Origin of the sequence: Gemmata sp. (assembly GCF_051859125.1) — a bacterium.
Taxonomy (GTDB): Bacteria; Planctomycetota; Planctomycetia; order Gemmatales; family Gemmataceae; genus Gemmata.
The window spans coordinates 17,968-36,023 of record NZ_JBHYGG010000101.1 but is presented as its reverse complement, the minus strand read 5'-3'; the positions used below and the strand labels follow the sequence as shown (position 1 = coordinate 36,023).

Annotated in this window: 11 protein-coding genes; 2 read left to right on the top strand and 9 right to left on the bottom strand. The window is 70.1% G+C overall.

Features of this window, described 5'->3' with window-relative positions; translation table 11 throughout:
- Window positions 1-93: 93 nt before the first annotated feature.
- The 4 genes from ACTIGN_RS10885 to ACTIGN_RS10870 form a co-directional block, all read right to left on the bottom strand.
- The gene (locus ACTIGN_RS10885) at window positions 94-3,501 is read right to left on the bottom strand and encodes a beta strand repeat-containing protein (RefSeq protein WP_439623756.1); all 3,408 of its coding nucleotides are present in this window, start codon (window positions 3,499-3,501) and stop codon (window positions 94-96) included.
- 328 nt (window positions 3,502-3,829) lie between these two features.
- Entirely contained in the window at window positions 3,830-5,989 is a 2,160-nt protein-coding gene (locus tag ACTIGN_RS10880; RefSeq protein ID WP_439623687.1) for an AAA domain-containing protein, read from the bottom strand.
- A 99-nt stretch (window positions 5,990-6,088) separates the two neighbouring features.
- A complete protein-coding gene (locus ACTIGN_RS10875) occupies window positions 6,089-6,304 on the bottom strand; it encodes a hypothetical protein (RefSeq protein ID WP_439623685.1) in 216 nt (71 codons plus the stop codon).
- 79 nt (window positions 6,305-6,383) lie between these two features.
- Window positions 6,384-7,478, bottom strand: a complete 1,095-nt coding sequence (locus tag ACTIGN_RS10870; protein ID WP_439623683.1) for a Nif3-like dinuclear metal center hexameric protein — start codon at window positions 7,476-7,478, stop codon at window positions 6,384-6,386.
- Window positions 7,479-7,690: 212 nt separating this feature from the next.
- Between ACTIGN_RS10870 and ACTIGN_RS10865 the strand changes: the two genes are divergently transcribed.
- Both ACTIGN_RS10865 and ACTIGN_RS10860 read left to right on the top strand, forming a co-directional pair.
- Entirely contained in the window at window positions 7,691-8,149 is a 459-nt protein-coding gene (locus ACTIGN_RS10865) for a DUF2784 domain-containing protein (protein ID WP_439623681.1), read from the top strand.
- Window positions 8,150-8,210: 61 nt separating this feature from the next.
- Window positions 8,211-9,467, top strand: a complete 1,257-nt coding sequence (locus tag ACTIGN_RS10860) for a glycosyltransferase family 4 protein (RefSeq protein ID WP_439623679.1) — start codon at window positions 8,211-8,213, stop codon at window positions 9,465-9,467.
- A gap of 4 nt (window positions 9,468-9,471) precedes the next feature.
- On the opposite strand, the gene ACTIGN_RS10855 is transcribed toward ACTIGN_RS10860, so the two are convergent.
- From ACTIGN_RS10855 to pilM, 5 genes are all read right to left on the bottom strand, one after another.
- Entirely contained in the window at window positions 9,472-9,768 is a 297-nt protein-coding gene (locus ACTIGN_RS10855) for a zinc ribbon domain-containing protein (protein ID WP_439623677.1), read from the bottom strand.
- Window positions 9,749-13,165, bottom strand: a complete 3,417-nt coding sequence (locus tag ACTIGN_RS10850) for an efflux RND transporter permease subunit (RefSeq protein WP_439623675.1) — start codon at window positions 13,163-13,165, stop codon at window positions 9,749-9,751. Before ACTIGN_RS10850 ends, ACTIGN_RS10855 begins: the two co-directional genes overlap by 20 nt.
- A 60-nt stretch (window positions 13,166-13,225) precedes the next feature.
- Entirely contained in the window at window positions 13,226-14,452 is a 1,227-nt protein-coding gene (locus tag ACTIGN_RS10845) for an efflux RND transporter periplasmic adaptor subunit (RefSeq protein WP_439623673.1), read from the bottom strand.
- Between the two features lie 165 nt (window positions 14,453-14,617).
- Window positions 14,618-16,273: a hypothetical protein gene (locus tag ACTIGN_RS10840; protein ID WP_439623671.1), complete on the bottom strand. Its 1,656-nt coding sequence runs from the start codon at window positions 16,271-16,273 to the stop codon at window positions 14,618-14,620.
- 57 nt (window positions 16,274-16,330) lie between these two features.
- A complete protein-coding gene (gene pilM / locus ACTIGN_RS10835) occupies window positions 16,331-18,046 on the bottom strand; it encodes a type IV pilus biogenesis protein PilM (RefSeq protein ID WP_439623669.1) in 1,716 nt (571 codons plus the stop codon).
- Between the last annotated feature and the right edge of the window lie 10 nt (window positions 18,047-18,056).

Below are 18,056 nucleotides of genomic sequence, written 5' to 3'. Positions count from 1 at the left end.
ACGGTTCGTAGCGTGAGTGGCGGCCCCGGGGCAGAAGGTTACCCCGGGGCCGGGAAGTCAGGAGGGCGACCAGCGGCCCTCCTTGAAGCACTGCTACAGGCCGCCGAGGCTGACGCCGCCGATTGGAACGGCCAGCGAGAACCCGCCGGTCTGGACGGCACCGGTGAGGGCGTTGAGGAACTGCACCGTGCCGTTGGCACCCACCGCGGAGAGCAGGGCCAGGTTCTCGGCCGGCGCGGTCGCCACCACGTCCGACGTGTCGAACGACACCGACACACCCGCGCCGACCGTGTAGCTGCCACTCGGCCCGGTCCCGGTGCTGACCACGGAGGCCGGCCCGTTCCCGGGGACGTTGAACGCCGAAATGCGGACCGTGTTTCCGCCGCCCGGGATCGTGAACGGGTCGATGGCCGAGAACACCAGCGAGTCCTTCCCGTCCCCGTCCTGATCCACGAACGCCACCCGCGCGTCGCGCCGGATGGTCCCCGCCGCGAGCCCGGCGTACGGGGCCAGCGGCACCTTCGTCGTCCCGTTGGCGTTCAGGCCGCCGCCGGTCAGGTCGATCTCCTGGAGGGTCGCGCCGCTCAGGCGGACGACCTTGAGCTTCATCGACTGGACCGCCGGGTTCGAGCTGTTGACGGGGCCGCCGCGGGTCACCCCGATCTCGGCCGTTGTGAAGCCCGCCCCGTTGACGGCGCCGTCGAGGTCGCCGGCCGCCGCCACCACGCCCTTCTGATAGGTCGTGCCGAACGGGAAGATGCCCTGGGACCCGGACCCGATGAAGGTGTCTTGCGACCCGTTGGCGGCCGCCCCCTGGGCGACCACGATGAGCCGGCCGTACTCGGCCCGCCCTGACGTGGTGGTCCCACCGCGGGAGCCCGCGATCAGATCGACCTTGCCGTCCCCGTTGACGTCCCCGGCGGCGATGTTCAGCCCGTTGATGTACGCCCCAGTGGCCAGGCCGGGGCCGTTGGAGTTCAGGAACGGGGTGAACGTGTGGTCGAGCGTCAGCTTGCCGTTCGCGAGTTCGAGCCCGTCGTACACGAACACCTTGCCCGCCGCGCTCGTGCTCAGCCCGGCGACGCCGGCCGGCAGGGCCGCGGCGACCGCCAGGTCCGCCGTGCCGTCCCCGTCGAAGTCGGCGAGGGCGACCGACACCAGCCCGGTGTACCCCGCGATCGGTTGGAAGCTGTTCACCAGCACCCCGCTGTCGTCCAGCAACCGAACCGCCCCGTTGGCCCCGCCGACCGCGAATGACGCGAGCTTGGAGCCCGCCGCAACGAAGGTGGTACTCGGCCCCGCGGCGGGCGCGAGGTTCCCAGCCACGTCGACCGCCGTCCCCGCGGCGATCGAGATCCCTAGTGTCCCGTCGCCCGTGATGTTGCTGATGGTCACCGTTCGAACGGGCCCAGTGCCCGCGCTCACGCTCACGGTGCCGTTCGCGGTTCCCGTCTTGTTCAGGGTCACGTTCGCCGCCGTGAGGCTGCTGGCGGTGAAGTTCGCGTCCGTGTACGTGATCGTGAACGTGACGGGTGCCCCGACCGTGAACGGGGCCGACGGGGCACTGATTACGACTGTGGGGGCCGTGCTGTCGAAGGCGAACGTGGCCCCGACCGCGGGGGCGGAATTCCCGCCCGGGGTGGTCACGATAACCGGCGACACGGCTGCGACGTGGGCCGGCGTCGTGGCGGTGATGGTGGTGGCGTTGACGACGACGACGTTGGTCGCGGCGGTCCCGCCGATGGTGACCGCCGTGGCCCCCGTGAAGCCGGTCCCCGTGATCGTGATCGCCGTCCCGCCGGTTACCGGCCCGCCGGGCGGGGTCACCGAGGTCACCGTCGGGGCAGCGACGTAGGTGAACTTCGACGCGGCCGAGGTCGCGGACGGGCCGCCCGGGGTGGTGACGATGACGTCCACGATCCCCGCCGTCCCCGCTGGGGTCGTGGCGGTGATGGTGGTGGCGTTGACCACCGTGACGGCGGTCGCGGCCACCCCGCCGACCGTGACGCCGGTCGCACCCGTGAAGTTCGTACCCGTGATCGTGATCGTGGTGCCGCCGGCCGCCGGCCCGGTCGCGGGGCTCACCGCCGTAACCGTCGGGGCGGCAACGTAGGTGAAGTCGTCCGCGGCGGTGTTGGCGGACGGGCCGCCCGGGTTACTGACGACGACGTTCGCGATACCCGCCGTTCCCGCGGGCGTCGTCGCGGTAATCGTCGTGGCGTTGACCACCGTGACGGCGGTCGCCGCCACCCCGCCGACGGTGACGCCCGTCGCACCCGTGAAGTTGGTGCCCGTGATCGTGAGCACCGTCCCGCCCGCCACTGGCCCTGCCGTCGGGCTCACCGCCGTCACAGTTGGCGGCGCGACAAGGACGTAGGTGTAGTTGTCCGCTGCCGTATTCGCAGAAACACCGCTCGGCGTGGTGACGATGACGTCAACGCCCCCTGCCCCTCCCGAGGGGGTCGTGGCGGTGATCGTTGTGGCGTCAACCACCGTAACCCCAGTGGCCGGCGTACCCCCGACCGTCACCGTCGCGCCGTTGTAGAAGTTGGTGCCCGTGATCGTGATCGTGGTACCGCCGAACGTGGCCCCCGTGTTCGGACTCACGCCGGTGACTGTCGGCGCTGCCGCGTAAAGGTAATTGTCGGCAGCGGTGTTGGCCGACATTCCGATGGCGTTCGTCACCGACACGTTCACGGACCCCGCTGCGCCCGCGGGGGCCACGGCCGTGATCTGGGTGTTCGAGTTGACCACGTACGACGCCGCGTTGACCGCCCCGAACATGACGCTCGCAGCCCCCGTCAGGGCGGCGAACCCGGTGCCCGTGATGACGACGGAGTTGCCACCCGCGATCGGGCCACCGCCCGGGCTGAGGGCCGTAATCGTCGGGATCGCGAGGTACGTGTAGTCGTCCGCGGCGGTATTGGCCGACGTCCCAACGACATTGGTCACGGTTACATCGACGGTCCCCGCCGCGCCCGCGGGGGCGACGGCGGTGATCGAGGTGTTCGAGTTGACCACGTACGACGCCGCGTTGACTGCGCCGAACTTGACCGCGGCTGTGCCGGCCAAGCCGGCGAACCCGGTGCCCGTAATGGTGACCGAAGTCCCACCCGCGGGCAGGCCACCAATCGGGCTGAGGGCAGTGACGGTGGGCGTCGTGATGTACGTGTAGTCGTCCGCCGCCGTGTCGGCCGAGGCCCCACCCGAGTCGGTCACAATCACATCGGCCACGGAGTTGGCTGCACCTACCGGGGAGGTCACGGTGACCGAGGTCCCCATTGGGTTAAAGCTTGTGACCGTTGCTGGAACCCCCTCGAACGTGACCGCGAAATCTGAAAGCATCGTACCAGTGAACGTACCGGAAATAACGACAGTCGTGCCTCCGAGGGACGTGCCGCTGATGGGGCTCAAGCCCGTCACCGTGGCCCAGAGGTCGCGAGCCTCAAGGTCCTCGATGTGGGGGCGAAACCTCGCGGCCCGGTCGGGGGACGCCGTCATCCAGTCCAGGAGCTTTTCCACTGAGATCGGCCAACGGGAGAGGGTGCGGGCCTTCGGCATGATCGTTCCGGTTCGGGTGGTGGGTGTTCGCTGGTGGCTCAGGACGTGCGGCGCAGTGCTCACAGCAATAAAGTCGCAAGGCGAATCACGATCTTGCGACCTGTCACATAGCATTCGTCTGAATGATACGAGAGCTGATCTTCACAGATCGCCTCCGAATTGCAAGCGATTAATGGGCGCAGTTGGGATCTTGTGGCACGAGAGCCGGGGACAACGCAACGCCTCTGGCAGTGCCCCGCTCAGAAACCGCACCCTTCTTGAGATCACGCTATTCCGCTCCCGAGTCGGCCAACTCCCACACACTGCGGTAAGCGCCGATCCCCTCGAAATACGCGAGCATCCGCTGGTAGAACGGATGGTTCGAGAGGGTCGCACTGTCGCCGATCACGACGAGCTTGCGCCGCGCCCGGGTGAGCGCCACGTTCGTTCGCCGGGTGTCGCTCAGGAAGCCGATCTCGCCCTCGGTGTTCGACCGCACCAGCGACACCACGATGGCCTCCTTCTCGCGGCCCTGAAACCCGTCCACGCTGTCGATCTCCAATCCCTCGACGTCGGCGAGCAGGTCGCGGAGGTGCCGCACCTGCGCCCGATATGGTGTGATGAGACCGATCTGCGTGGCCCGCACGCCCGCTGCGAGGAGCGCGCGCACCTGGCGTGCCGCGAGGCTCGCCTCCCGCACGTTCCGCCGGCTGCCGGTGTCCTCTTCCAGTTCCTCGTCGTAGCTCGCCCCGGCGGTGTCCAGGAACTCGGCGGGCGTCTCGGTCAACGGCTCGGCCCGGACGCCGTCGAGACCGGGGAGGGTGTGACTGGCGACGCTGTCGTGCGCGACCAGTGCGTTCTCGTAGAACTCGGCGTTCGAGAACCCCATGATCGCCGCGTGCATGCGGTGCTGGATCGTCAGAAGCCGCGAGGCGTCCGGGCCGAACAGCCCGACGAGGCGCTCCATCAGGCTGACGGCGAGGCCGTCCTCGGCGGCCTGCGGCGACAGGACGGTCGGCGGCAACTGGCAGTGGTCGCCGGCGAGGACGACGCGGTCCGCACGGAGCAGCGGGAGCCAGCACGCCGGCTCGGTCGACTGGCACGCTTCGTCGATCACGCCCAGCGCGAACCGCCGCTTGCCGAGGAGTTGGCTGTCGAGACCGGTGAGGGTCGCGCACACGATCCGGGCCTCCTCCAGCACTCGCTCGATCGCAAGCGCTTCGAGCCGCCGCGACTCGCCGAGGAGCTGGCGGGCCTCGCGGCGCAGCGCGGCCTTCTCGCCGGGCTGCGGCTTGTCGCGGGTCCACCTGTCGGCCTGCCGGAACAGCGCGAACGCCTCCTTCGCGACCTTGCGGGCCTGCCGGGCGTCCGGGTGCTTTTCGGCGAGGATGTCGATGGCCCGCGACCGCAACTCGGGCATCACCCGGGCCGGGTGCCCCAGCCGCACGGGGAGTTCACCGGCGGCGAGGAGCTTTTCGAAGAGGTTATCGACCGCGTGGTTGCTCGGCGCGCACGCGAGCACGGTGTCGCCGCGTGCGACCGCCTGCCGGATCAACTCAACCAGCGTCGTCGTCTTCCCGGTGCCCGGCGGGCCGTGGACGATCGCCACGTCCTTCGCGGCGAGCGCGAGTGCGATCGCTTCGACCTGGGGCGAATTCAGTTCACTCGCGAGCAGGGGATGTGAGTCTTCAGGTGCGGCGGGACCCGCGAAGTCCGGGGGCCGCTCGCCGAGCAGGACAGCTCGCAGTTCGGCGAGACGGTCGCCAGTTGCGGCCGCCGCGCGCTGGAGCGCGTCCTGTTGCCGCAGGCGCGAGACCTCGTCGGGCGACAGGTCGAGCCGCCACACGGCCTCGTCGGGAATTTCGTCGTCGGGCGGGTCGATGGCGACGCCGATGGTGGCCGCGTCGCGGTCGAACACGACCCCACGGTACGACGGCACTCGGCGGTTCACGTGCGTCTGGCTTAGCATGACCGGCGAGCCGGGTTGGAGCCGTGTCGGCGGGAGCCGGTCGCCGGCCTTGCGGGTGAAGGTCAGAAGCAACCGGCCCCCGAGACCGAACTCGGCGTCGCGGAGCGCCAGCTTGATGAGGGTGGTGCCGTCGCCGACGGGCGAGCCCTCTTCGGCCTGCGCGCGGCGGCGGGCATCTTCCTGCTCGGCGGCGGCTTCGAGGTCGAGGAGTTTGGAGAGTCGTGCGAAGTGGTCGGCGTCGGTGAAGTCGGCCTTGCCCGCGAAGCGGACCCGCACGGGCCGCTCCTGGACCCGCGAGCCGTCGAGCGCGGCAACGGCCGCGGCGGCCTTCGCGTCGGCGATCTCCACGGTCGCCCCGCGGCCGACGAACGCGATCTTGCCGACGTGCTTGCGGTCGAGCCCCGTGCCGTTGCACACGAACGCGAGGACGACGCCGGGCGAGCACTGCCGCGGGAGGGGCTCGATGTGGATGAGGGCCATGCGATCAACCGGGTGCGACTGTGACGGACCGAGCGTCCCGCTCGCCCCATCATAAGGCCGCACCCGCAGTTGTCTGCCCCACCCGTTGCGAACGCGGGGTCAGCGCTTCAGCGCGATCTGCTTCCAGTGGCGGCTGGCGTTGGTCCGGTAGCGGGCCAGCGCCTCTTCCTGAGTGCTGCCCGCAGCGACCGGCTCCGCCTTCAGAACCGCGTCCGCACCCTGGGCACGGGCCACGCTTTCGCACGGCCGGCACCACGCCCACGCCGACACGCCGCACGCCACGGCGAGACCGAGAATTACGTACCGAGCGCTCATCGTCACCTCCGGCTTCCTTGCCTGGTCCGCGGCGAATACCCGGCCCGCCCGCGAAAGTCAACGCCTCGCGAGGCCCCGCTCAGGCGAGCGGGTCCCGCTCGACGCGGCTGGCCCAAGCGGTGACCCCGGGCCACTCGGCGGCGAGCCGTGCGGCGAGCTCCTCGACCGCCGGCCGCTCCGTCGCGTAGTGCCCGGGAACGACGACGCACACGCCGGCGCTCCGTGCCGCCAGCGCGTCGTGGAACCGCAGTTCGCCCGTGACGAAGACATCGGCACTCGCCCGTATCGAATCTGAGAGAAACTCACCCGCCGCGCCGCACGCGACCGCCACTTTCCGCACGGTCCGGCTCAAGTCGCCGACCACCTGAACCGACGCTGCCGCGAGCTGATCCTTCGCCCGTGCGACCAGTTCGCCGAGCGTGACGGGCTGCGCCAGGTCGCCGATCCGCCCTTCGCCGCCGGCGGTGCCGGGCTTGAGCGGGTACACGTCGAACGCCGGCTCCTCGTAACTGTGCGCCGTCCGCATCGCGGCGAGAACGGCCGCGACGTTACGCTCGGGCACGACCACTTCGAGCCGCCACTCGTCCACGTCCTCGCGGCGGCCCTTCTGCCCGACAACTGGGTTGGTCGCCTCGGTCCCGAAGAACGTCCCCTTCCCCGCGAGCCGGAAGCTGCACTCGCGGTACTGGCCGATCACCCCCGCCCCCGCGGCGAACACCGCGTCCGTCACCTTTTGAAGGTCCGCGTCTGGTACGAACACGACGAGCTTGCACTGCGCCGCGGCCGTGCGGGGCCGCAGCGGGACCAGGTTCACGATTCCGAGCCGCTGAGCGAGAGAGTCGTTGATGCCGCCCGCACAGTTATCGAACGCCGTGTGCGGGGAGTACACCGCGACGCCGGCCTTCATCAGCGGGAACACGACCTTGCCGTCGCTGCTGTTCGCGGTCAGTTTCTTGATCGCCCGGAAGAAGATCGGGTGGTGCGAGACGACGAGGTTCGCCCGCTCGCGGACGGCTTCCTCCGCAACGTCCGGCGTGAGTGTGAGGCACGTCATGATGCGCTCGACGCTCGCGGCCGCGTCGCCGAGCAGGAGCCCGACGTTGTCCCACTCGGCGGCCGTGGCGCACGGTGCGAACCGCTCCAGGTACGCGGCGAAGTCTGCGACGGTGGGCACGGGACAATCCTCCATCGGGGCGGGCGGCCGATGGGTCAGATCTTACGGGAGTCGCAGGCCCAGTGGAGGAGCGCCCGCCGCTGCCGCGGCCGGAGGGTGCGCGGTCCAGAGCGGGGGCGGAATCGCGGAATAAACGTGCGGCGTGGGGGATCAAACTTACTGAACGCAGCACTTCTGCGAACAACACTCGGACGCCATCCCAAGGGTGCGGTATGTGGTACGGCTTGTGCGCCGACCTGGTGGTCGGCATTCACCTCGCGTACGTCGCTTACGTGATCTTCGGTCAGTTGCTCATCATCGCCGGGGCGGCGCTGAAGTGGCAGTGGGTGCGGAACCCGTGGTTCCGCTACACGCACCTCCTCGCCATCGCCATCGTCGCGGTCGAGGCGATCAAGGGCTGGCCGTGCCCGCTCACCGTCTGGGAGGGCCAGCTCCGCGAACTCGCCGGCCAGACGTTCAACGGCAGTGAGTCGTTCATGGGCAAGCTCCTGCACGACCTGCTGTTCTTCGACAACGTCCCGCAACTCGCGCTCGACGTCGGCTACGTCGCCACGATGGTCCTCGTGCTCCAGGGGCTGATCATGTACCCGCCGCGGTGGTTCCGCACCGGCACCCGGTCCGAGGCCGTCGCCCCCGCGGAGTACCCGGCCGGGGCGGTCGCGACCGCGTAACCGCACTTGACACGCCCGCCGATTTTCCCGACCCTCCGCCATCAACGCGGAGGGTCTCGCAGTGTCACTCGTCGCCCACGTCGGGCTCGCGGTCCGTGCGGTGCGGCTCAAGTTCCGCCTCCTCACCGCCTACGACACGTTCTGGCCCGCGGCGGCCCGCGGCGGCCGCCTGCTCCTGAGCGGCCGGGTCGGCACCTTCACCCGCAAGCTGTTCAACGAACTCCCCGACGCCCGCGACGCCGCGCCCGTCGAGGCCCGGCGCGCCGGGCCGCCACTGTTCCTGGCCGGTCACGTGCTCGGCCTCGGCGGGTACGACCACCTCGTCCTCAACATTCTGAAGGGGCTGACGCACGCCGGGATCAACGTGTGCCGCGACCGCCGGGCCTGCTTCCGCAAGCAACTCGTGCCGGTCGAGCTGCGGCCGACCGAACAGCGCCGCCGCTCGCACAACGTCCGCCTCGCCGTCGCCCCGCCGCACCTCCTGAAGCGCTACCGGCCCGACCACCGCACCGCCGCGTTCACCATGTGGGAGACCGACACCCTCCCGCCCGGATCCGTGCGGCAACTGAACCGCTGCGGGTTGGTGCTGGTGCCGAGCGCGTGGGGCCGCCGGTGCTTCCGGGCCAACGGGGTGCGCGTGCCGATCGAAGTCGTGCCGCTGGGCTACGACCCCGCCACGTTCTCGCTCCTCCCCGATGTGCCCGCACCGGTCCGCGGGCGACCGGTCACCACCTTCGGCACCGCCGGCGCTCTCGACGAGGGCGGGCTGCGGAAGAACGTGCAGCGGGTGATCGACCTGTTCCAGCGCGAGTTCCCGTCGGACCCGGGCGTGCGGCTGCGGGTGAAGATCACGCCGAACTCGCCGCGGGTGGAAACGCGCGGCGACGCCCGCGTCGAGGTGCTCGACACGCACCTCTCCCCGACCGAACTGGCGGACTGGTACCGCTCGCTGAGCGTGTTCGTTAACGCCTCGGCCGGCGAGGGTTTCGGCCTGCACCTGCTGGAAGCGATGGCGTGCGGGGTGCCGCTGATCTCGTCGCGGTTCGGCGGGGTCGGGGCGTTCTTCGACTCGCGGTCGGGGTACGAGGTGCGGTGGCGGCCGGCCCGGGCGCAGAACGCGGTCTACGAGGGGACGTGGTCCGACCCGGACGACGGCGACATCCGGTCGGCGATGCGGTTGGTTTATCGAGACGGGGAAACGGCTCGGCTTCTGGGAGCCGCGGCCGCGGAACGGGCCACGCAGTTCCGCTGGGACGACACCGCGAAGCGGCTCGTGATCGCCCTCATCCGGCACGGGTTCATTCAGCCACAGGGCTGACCGCTCACCCGATCCCCAGCACCGTCAACAGAATCGCGACGAGCATCAGAACGAGGACGACCCACGCGGTTCCCGACACCTGGCGCGGCGCGTCCTCGGCCGAGAGGTACTCGCCGCACCGCGGGCACCGTTCCGAGTCCTCGAGGATCTCGGCCCGGCAGTGCGGGCACGGGACGGTAGCGGGTCCGTCGTCGTCGTACAGCCCCGCGGGATAGGTCTCCGGGTCTTCGGGGTCGTAGTCGTCCCCGTCGTCCCAGTCCTCTTCGTCCTCGTCCGGTTCGTCACGGCGCGTGCGGGACATCGGCGGCCCCTCCCGTCGGCGCGGGCGGGGGTGCCGCGGGCGCGGGCTCCGTCGCGGCCGGCCTCGGGGCGTCCGGCTTCAGCCGGCCGATGACGTAGGCGAACACCGGCGTGAGCATGACGCCGAAGATCGTGACGCCGAGCATGCCCGAGAACACCGCGACACCGAGCGTCGCCCGCATCTCGGCCCCGGCCCCCTTCGCCAGCACCAGCGGCACCACGCCGAGGATGAACGCCACGCTCGTCATCACGATCGGCCGGAGCCGGGCGACGCTCGCGTCGATGACGGCGGCGCGGAGCGGTTCACCGGCGGCCCGCTTCTGGTTCACGAACTCGACGATCAGGATGGCGTTCTTGGCCGCGAGGCCGACGAGGACGACGAACCCGATCTGCACGAAGATGTTGATGTCCACCCCCGCGGCCCGCACCCCGACGATCGCGGACAGGATGCACATCGGCATGACCAGGATGATCGCCGCCGGCATCGTCCAGCTCTCGTACATCGCCGCCAGGATCAGGTACACGAGCACGACCGCCCCGACGAACGCCCAGATGGCCGAGTCCCCTTCGAGCAACTGAAGGTAGAACAGCTCGGTCCACTCGGTCGTCATCTGCTGCGGGAGCGTGTCCTTGGCGACCGTGTCGATGATGCGGATGCCGTCACCAGAGCTGGTGCCGGGGTCGAGGCTCCCGTTGATCGCCGCGGCCGGGTACATGTTGTACCGCTGCACGAACGCCGGCCCGGTCGCGTCGCGGATCGTGGCCACCGACCCGAGCGGCACCATCTCGCCCTTGATGTTCTTCACCCGCAGGTTCTTGACGTACTCCGCCGATGCCCGGTACGGCGCGTCGGCCTGCACGTTCACCTGCCACGTCCGCCCGAACAGGTTGAAGTTGTTCACGAACGTCGAGCCCAGGTACGACTGGAGCGTGTCGAACACGTCCGAGACGCTCACCCCCATCTGGATGCACCGGGTCCGGTCGATGTCGGCGTAGAGCTGCGGGATGGCCGCCTTGAACTGCGTCGAGGTGGTGCCGATCCCCGGCGTCTTATCTGCCTTGCGAACCATCTTCAGGGTCTCGTTGTCGAGTTCGCCGTACCCCATGCTCCCGCGGTCCTGGACCATGATCTTGAACCCGCCGGCCGTGCCGAGCCCGTCCACCGGCGGCGGCGGCAGCACGAGCACGGCCGCGTCCTGGATCTCGCGGCGGAGCTTGTCCTGGAGCCGGAACAGGATCGCGAACCCGTTCTTCTCCGGGTCGTCCTTGCGGACGTCGAAGTCCTCCAGCACCACGAACATGCTCGCGTAGTTCGACCCGTTCGCGCTCAGCAGCAGCGAGTACCCGCCGATGCCGATGGTGTGGGCGACCCCCTTCTCGTCGCGGCAGATCTTGTCCACCCGGGCCAGCACTGCGGAACTCCGCTGGAGCGAGGCGGCGTCGGGCAGTTGCACGCTCACGACGAGGTAGCCCTTGTCCTGCATCGGCACGAACCCGACTGGGGTGTGCGTCAGCCCCCAGAACGTCAGCCCGATCAGCCCGCCGTACACCACCAGGACGATCAGCGCCAGCCGCAGGAACCCGGCGATGGTGCGGCCGTAGACCCGGGTGACGACGTCGAACCCCTTGTTGAACCACTTGAACACCCACGCCAGGAAGGCGTTGATCCGGTCCGCCGCGAACCACCCGATCACGACGCCGGGGACCGCGTAGGCCGCCTGGAGCGCGTACCCTTTCGCCCCGGCGGGGTGGTGGAAGAAGTGGTCGAGGACGACGACTGAGAGCCACCCGAGCAGGGCGCAGATGCCCCACCACGGCAGCGCCTCGGTCCCGTGCCCGTGGCCCGCGGCCGCCCCCTGCTTGTGCGCGTGCCGCTCGCGGGCCGCGAAGATCGCCACGGCCCGGGCCGGGGTCATCGTCATGGCGTTCGTCGCCGAGATCACCATTGCCGCGGCGATGGTCAGCGCGAACTGCCGGAAGAACTCGCCGGTGATCCCGGGGAGCAGCGCACTGGGCAGGAACACCGAACTCAGCACGAGCGTGATGGCGATGATCGGCCCGGTCACCTCGTCCATCGCCTTGATCGTCGCCGACCGCGGGTCGAACCCCTTCGCGATCCACGTCTCGATGTTCTCCAGCACGACGATCGCGTCGTCCACGACGATGCCGATCGCCAGTACGAGCCCGAACAGCGTGAGGTTGTTCAGACTGAACCCGAACAGGAACATGACCGCGAACGTGCCGGTGAGGGACACCGGCACGTCGATCATCGGGAGGATCACGGCCCGCCAGTCCTGAAGGAACAGCAGCACCACGATGGCGACGAGGATGATCGCGTCCCGCAGGGTGTGGAACACCTCCTCGATCGACTGCGTGATGAACGGCGTCGTGTCGTACCGGATGGCGTACTTGATCCCGTCCGGGAACCGCTTCGAGAGGCTGTCCATCTTGGCCTTCACGCTGTCAGCGACGTCGAGCGCGTTCGACCCCGGGAGCTGGTAGATCGCGAGGCCGATGGCCGGGCCGCCGTCGAGCGTATTCTGCTGGTCCATGCTCTTCGCGCCGAGCACCACCCGCGACACCTGGTCGAGCGTGACCGCCGCGCCGAGGGTGCCGTCCGAGTTCGTCTGCCCGGCCTTGACCACGATCTTCCCGAACTCCGCGGCGGTGGTGAGGCGGCCCTGGGTGGACAGCGTGAGCTGGAGCGCCTGGCCGGGCGGGGCCGGCTCCTGGCCGATCTGCCCGGCCGCCACCTGGACGTTCTGAGCCTGGATCGCGTTCACCACGTCGGTCGTCGTGAGCTTGAACGAGTTCAGCTTGTCGGGGTCCAGCCACGCCCGCATGCTGTAGTCCTGCTGGCCGAACAGGTTCACGTCGCCGACGCCGTCGAGGCGGGCGATTTCGTCCTTGAGTTGGATCGTGGCATAGTTACTGAGTTCGAGCTGGGTGTGGCTGCTGTCCGGGCTGTACAGGCTGACGACGAGCAGGATGTTCGGCGACTTCTTCTTGATCGTCAGCCCCTGCCGCTGCACCTCGACGGGGAGCTGTGCGGTGGCGAGTTGGACCCGGTTCTGGACGAGCACCTGGGCCATGTTCAGGTCGGTGCCGAGCTGGAACGTGACGGTCAGGTTGTACGACCCGTCGTTGGCGCTGACGCTCGACATGTACAGCATCTTCTCGACGCCGTTGACCTGCTGCTCGATCGGCGCGGCGATCGTGTCGGCCACGTCCTTCGCGTTCGCCCCGGGGTAGGTCGCGGACACTTGGACCGACGGCGGGGTGATCTCGGGGTACTGCGCGACCGGGAGCGTGACCGCGGCGGCGAGCCCGGCCAGCACGATCACGATCGAGATGACCCACGCGAAGATGGGGCGGTCGATGAAGAACCGAGCGAACATCGTGCGTCCTTGGGGTCGGCGGGGCGGGGCGCGGGAGGCGCGGCGGGCGGGGCCGCCGCGTCAGGGCTTCGCCCCCGGGTACTCGATGGTCCCCGCCTCGGGCTCGACCGGCTCCCCGGGCTGCACCCGCTGAATGCCGCGGATGATGATCCGGTCGTCCTTGGTGAGGCCAGACTCGACGAGCCGTAGCCCCTTGCTCAGCGGCCCGAGTCGGACCGTCTTGGCGACGACCTTGTTGTCGGGGCCGACGGCGTACACGAGCTTGCGATCCTGTTCCGTGGCGACCGCCCCGTCGGGGATGAGCAGCGCGTTGTCCATCGGCTTGCCGAGGGGCACCCGGCCGCGGACGTACCGGTTCGGCACCAGGAGGTGGTCGGAGTTCTCGAACACGCCGCGGACCGACAGCGTCCCGGTGTTCGGGTTCAGCGCGTTGCTGGCGAAGTCGACCAGCCCGTGCCGGGTGTACTCGGTGGGACCGTACTGGTTGTAGTTCTCGTCGCCGAGGAGCTTGATGTCGACCCGGATCTTGCCGCCCCGGTCGGGCTGCTCCAGTGCCCGCTCGTTGAACAGCCGCTGGTAGAACGCGACCGTCTGGTCGTCCACGTCGAAGTAGACGTACATCGGGTCGGTCGAGTTGATGGTGGTGAGTACCGTGCCCTGGGTCTGGCCGCCGACCACTACGTTCCCGCGGGTCAAAAAGGCCTTGTCGGTCCGGCCGGTGATCGGCGCCCGCACGAGCGTCCACCCGAGGTTCTGCTTAGCCACGATGACCGGCCCGGCGGCCGCGTCGAGGCTGGCCCGGGCGACCTTGGTGTGGGCGGCGTAACTTTCGTAGTCCTGCTGGCTGGTCACCCCCTTGTCGTAGGCCACCTTGGCCCGCGACTCGTCGGCCTTGGCGAGTTCCAGCTTCGCCTGGAACACGGCCTGGTCCCCGAGGGCCTGGGTCAGGTTCGCCTGGTAGGTCACCGGGTCGATCTTGAACAGCGGCGAGCCACCGTACGGGACCCCGAGGAGGGTGAACGGCCCGATCGCGATCTCGCCCTCCTTGAACAGCACGTCCTGGATGAACCCGCTGACCCGCGGGCGGACCTGGACCGACTGAGGGGCCGCGACCGACCCGGTCAGGTCGGTGAACACCGTCACCTTGTCGACCTTCGGCGTGGCCACGGTGACCTTGAGGAGCCCCGTGTCGACGATCGGGTGCGGCCGCTTCCCGCAGCCCGCGGCCGTGACGAGGGCGGCCGCCAGCAGGGCGAGCGCAAGGCAGAATGGCCGGCGTGCGTTCACGGTCGGTCCCGCGGGTGAGTGGGTGGCTGGTGTCGGAGTGGCGAGGACAGGCTAGGCAGTGCGACGGGCGGCGGCAACCCGCCGCCCGGATGAGAAGGGGTGCGGAGGTCGAAGTGGGGGCCGCGGTGAGCGGCCCGGACGACCCGCGGCGGAGCGAGTTTCGTTTTACTTGTCGGCCGAGACGGTCGCGTTCACGACTGGTCCGTCGGCCGCGACCCGCTTCAGGATCGCCTTCGCCTCGTCGGGCGACAGCTTGCCCAACTCGCCGAGCGACTTCCCGAGGGTCCAGCGGTACAGGGTGGGGGCCGGGACGGCCGTGGCCAGGTTCCCCGCGACCACCGCGAGTGGCTCGCCCGGCCCCTGCTTCGGGACGCTCGAACGCGAGCTCCCGGGGCGGCGCGGCCCTTCGGTCTTTGGCGGCTCCGCGCGGCCGGACTCGGACACCACCACGGCGTCGCCCTCGAACGCGACGACCTTGAACGTCCGCTTAGTGGCCGAGAAGTCGTCCGCGAACGCGAGCACGCCGGCCGGGTGGTCGTAGTCCAGGTCCTTCTTCCACGTCTTCCCGGTCGCCTGCCAGAACCGCCGGACCTCGACCCGCTTGCCGGTCGTCGTGACCTCGTACTTGAACGGGTTGGCGGCGTCGTAGATGACGGCCTTGAGTCCCCCGTCGGAGCTGCCGGAGAGGATCACCAGGCGGATCGCCGACGCGATGTCGGCCTTGGGCTTCGCGGGCTCGGGCTCGACCGGCTTCTTCGCAATGGACACGTCGAACGACCGCTTCACCGTCGCCCCGTCGGTCGTGGTCGCGACGACGGAGATGGTGGAGGTCACGCCGTCCGGCGTCTCCTCGGTCCCGGCACCGGGGATGGCGATGGTGCCGGTCTTCGGGTCAAACCTCAGTTCGCCCTCGGGCAGCAACTTCCCGGACGCGGTGGCGACCACCTGCGCGACCGTCGCCCCCTCGCCGGTCAGCCGCACCTTCACCTCGGCGGGCTTCTCGTCGCGGCCGAGGGTGACACTGTCGATCCGACCGAGCGTGAGCGGGGCGACGTTCGGCGGCGGGAGGATGCCGTAGAACATGTCCTTCCACGCCAGGAACGAGTAGTCGCGGGGCGTGCTCGCGAGGACCGCGGCGGGCACCGGGTCCGGCGGCAGGAGCGTCTTCCGCGCGTCCGCCCGGTCGAGGATGATCGCCTCGATCGTGAGGTGGACGTCGAGCCCGTTGCGGGCGTCGGTCGGCTTGTTGTCGCGCGTGATGTTGAGGAACGTGATCTGGTGCAGCAGGTCCACCGAGTAGAACGCCTTGAGGAAGTCCACCACCTGCCAGATGTCGGCCCTCTTGACCTCGACTTTGAACTCGAGCCGGGAGTACGCGGGCTTCTTCTGGGCCTTGGGGGCGGCCAGGGTCGGGGCCCCGGCCGCGGCCGGTAGTGCGGTCCCCGCGGGCGCGACCGGACTCGCGACCACCAACTCGGGCGTCGCCGGCGCGCGGCTGTCGAGGATCCGCATGTCGGGGATCTTGTGGTCGGTGAGCTTCGCGTCGCGGAGGAGTTGTTCGAGCAGGAGCTTGTACTGGGCCTTGGCCTGGTTCACGTCCGGCGGGAGGCTCTGCCGCTTCACGGCGGCGATCCGCGGCCGGGCGGCCATCACGGCGGCCGCCTTGCTGTCGAGGTCGCCGGCCTCGTCCTCCAGTTTCTTTGCGGTCGCCCGCTTCTCTTCGAGCGGCGCGTACACGAGGAAGTAGCCGAGGACGCCCCCGCCGCCGAGCGCGATGAGGCCGAGGAGCAGGATCGCCAGCGTTCGTTCGCGGGAGGTCATCGGGTCGGAACCTTGTCTCGGGGTCGGTGGGATTCGGGGGACCGCTGCGGTCGCGGGTCACTCGGCCCCACCCTTGTCCTTCTTCTCCTTCGGCTCCTTCTCCGCCGGCTCCTTCGGTCGGGGGGACGGGGCCTCCTTGTCCTCCTTCGCCTCCGCCGGATCCTTCTCCTTGACCTCCTTCGCCACCGGCCCCGGCGGGTACCCCTTGCGGGACGGCGGGGTGAACGCCGCGGTGCGGGTGAACAGTGCGGCCGGGCGGTTGTTTACCCGGGCGAACACGGTGTAGTCCCGGGCCCCTGCCTCGCCCTGCGACGGCCCGCCGATGGTCTTGTCGGCCCCGACGTAGAACCGCGGCGGCCCCTTGGGGTCCTTCGGGTTCTTCGGCGGCGGGCCGACCGAGTCGCCCTCGATCTTGTAGAGCAGCGCGTTGACCGGCTCGGGGCTCCGGGCCGCCACCTTCACCTCGACGGCGGCCTGGTTCTCCTGCTTGCCGGTCTTCGGGTCGGCCGGCAGCGCCTTGCCGACGAAGCTGCTGGCGTGGAACCCGCCGGCCACCGGGAACCGGTCGGCCATGTCGTACAGCTCGTCGAGCCACACCACCTGGCGGGCCCTCCAGTCCTCGGCCGCCTTGAGCCGCTTCGCGTCCTGCTCGAGCGCGTCCCACTGCTGCTTCGCGTCGTCCCGCTGCTTGGTCTTCAGGGCGATGTCGTCGTCGGCCGCGCTCAGCGCCATGAAGCCCAGGAGCGCGCCGCCGACCAGCACAGCGGCCGCAACGAGCCCGACGAGGACGAGCTGCCGCCGGACCGGGTCGGCGTCGGCCTTGGGCGCCCGCGGCTCGGCGAAGTTGATCGGGAGCGCATCGGCGGCACGGGCCGCGAGGAGCCCGGCCGCGCCCGCGAACCGGCCCCGCTGCGCGTCGGGGACCGCGGGGACCTCACCCGCGAGCGGGTCGTACTCTTGAACGGCGACGCCCAGCGAGGTGCCGAGGCGGCCCGCCGTTTCGCCGCCCGCGTCGGCGACGTAGACCGCCTGCACCGGGCGGCCCGGGTTCGCCCCGGCGTACATCGTCAGGTTGCGGCGGACCTCGGAGAGCAGCAGCGACTCACTCGCCACGACCGCTCCGGCCACGCTCCGGGTGAACGCGACCTCGCCGCCGCGGCTCACGGTGAACTCGCCGCCGCCCGGCCCGACCGCCAGGACGGCGACCGTGCCCGTCTTGAGTTCCCCCTCGGGGGCCGCACCTGTTGCGAGCGCCCGGACCAGCCCCGCGGCGACCGCGTAGGGCCGGGGCGTGACCGAGGCGAGGCGCAGGTTCGCGGCCTCGCACATCAACTGCACGGCGCGGAACAGGTCCTTCCGCACGGCGACCGCCATGCTCCGCCGCTCGCCGCTCGCCGAGTCGCCCCCCAGCGGCGCGTAATCGAGGACGACGTCCTCGGGCGCGTCGGACAACTCCTTCATCGCCTGGAACCGGACGACGTTCGGCTCCTCGGGCAGCGGCACGGCCGGGTACCGGAGTTCCTTGAGGATGACGCGGTCCCGCGGGACGGAGACCAGCACCGGGGCCGGCACGATGCCGGCCTCCCTGAGCCGGTCGCGGAGCTGCTCGCCGATCCGCCGCGCCGATTCGGGCGTAAGCGGCCCCGGACCGCCCTCGGCCTCGGTCCCGACCCACGTAATCGCCTGCTCGACCTTCGCGTGCCCGCCCCGGGCGGTGCCGCCGACGGCGAGCAGCCCCTGCGGGTCCAGGTCGATCGCGATGAACTTCGACACGTCGCCGCCT

Excerpts from the sequence above, each read along its gene's own strand:
- ACTIGN_RS10875 (WP_439623685.1), bottom strand. The coding sequence starts at position 6,304 with ATGAGCGCTCGGTACGTAATTCTCGGTCTCGCCGTGGCGTGCGGCGTG.
- ACTIGN_RS10880 (WP_439623687.1), bottom strand. The coding sequence starts at position 5,989 with ATGGCCCTCATCCACATCGAGCCCCTCCCGCGGCAGTGCTCGCCCGGC.
- ACTIGN_RS10850 (WP_439623675.1), bottom strand. The coding sequence starts at position 13,165 with ATGTTCGCTCGGTTCTTCATCGACCGCCCCATCTTCGCGTGGGTCATC.
- ACTIGN_RS10840 (WP_439623671.1), bottom strand. The coding sequence starts at position 16,273 with ATGACCTCCCGCGAACGAACGCTGGCGATCCTGCTCCTCGGCCTCATC.
- ACTIGN_RS10885 (WP_439623756.1), bottom strand. The coding sequence starts at position 3,501 with ATGACGGCGTCCCCCGACCGGGCCGCGAGGTTTCGCCCCCACATCGAG.
- ACTIGN_RS10855 (WP_439623677.1), bottom strand. The coding sequence starts at position 9,768 with ATGTCCCGCACGCGCCGTGACGAACCGGACGAGGACGAAGAGGACTGG.
- ACTIGN_RS10865 (WP_439623681.1), top strand. The coding sequence starts at position 7,691 with ATGTGGTACGGCTTGTGCGCCGACCTGGTGGTCGGCATTCACCTCGCG.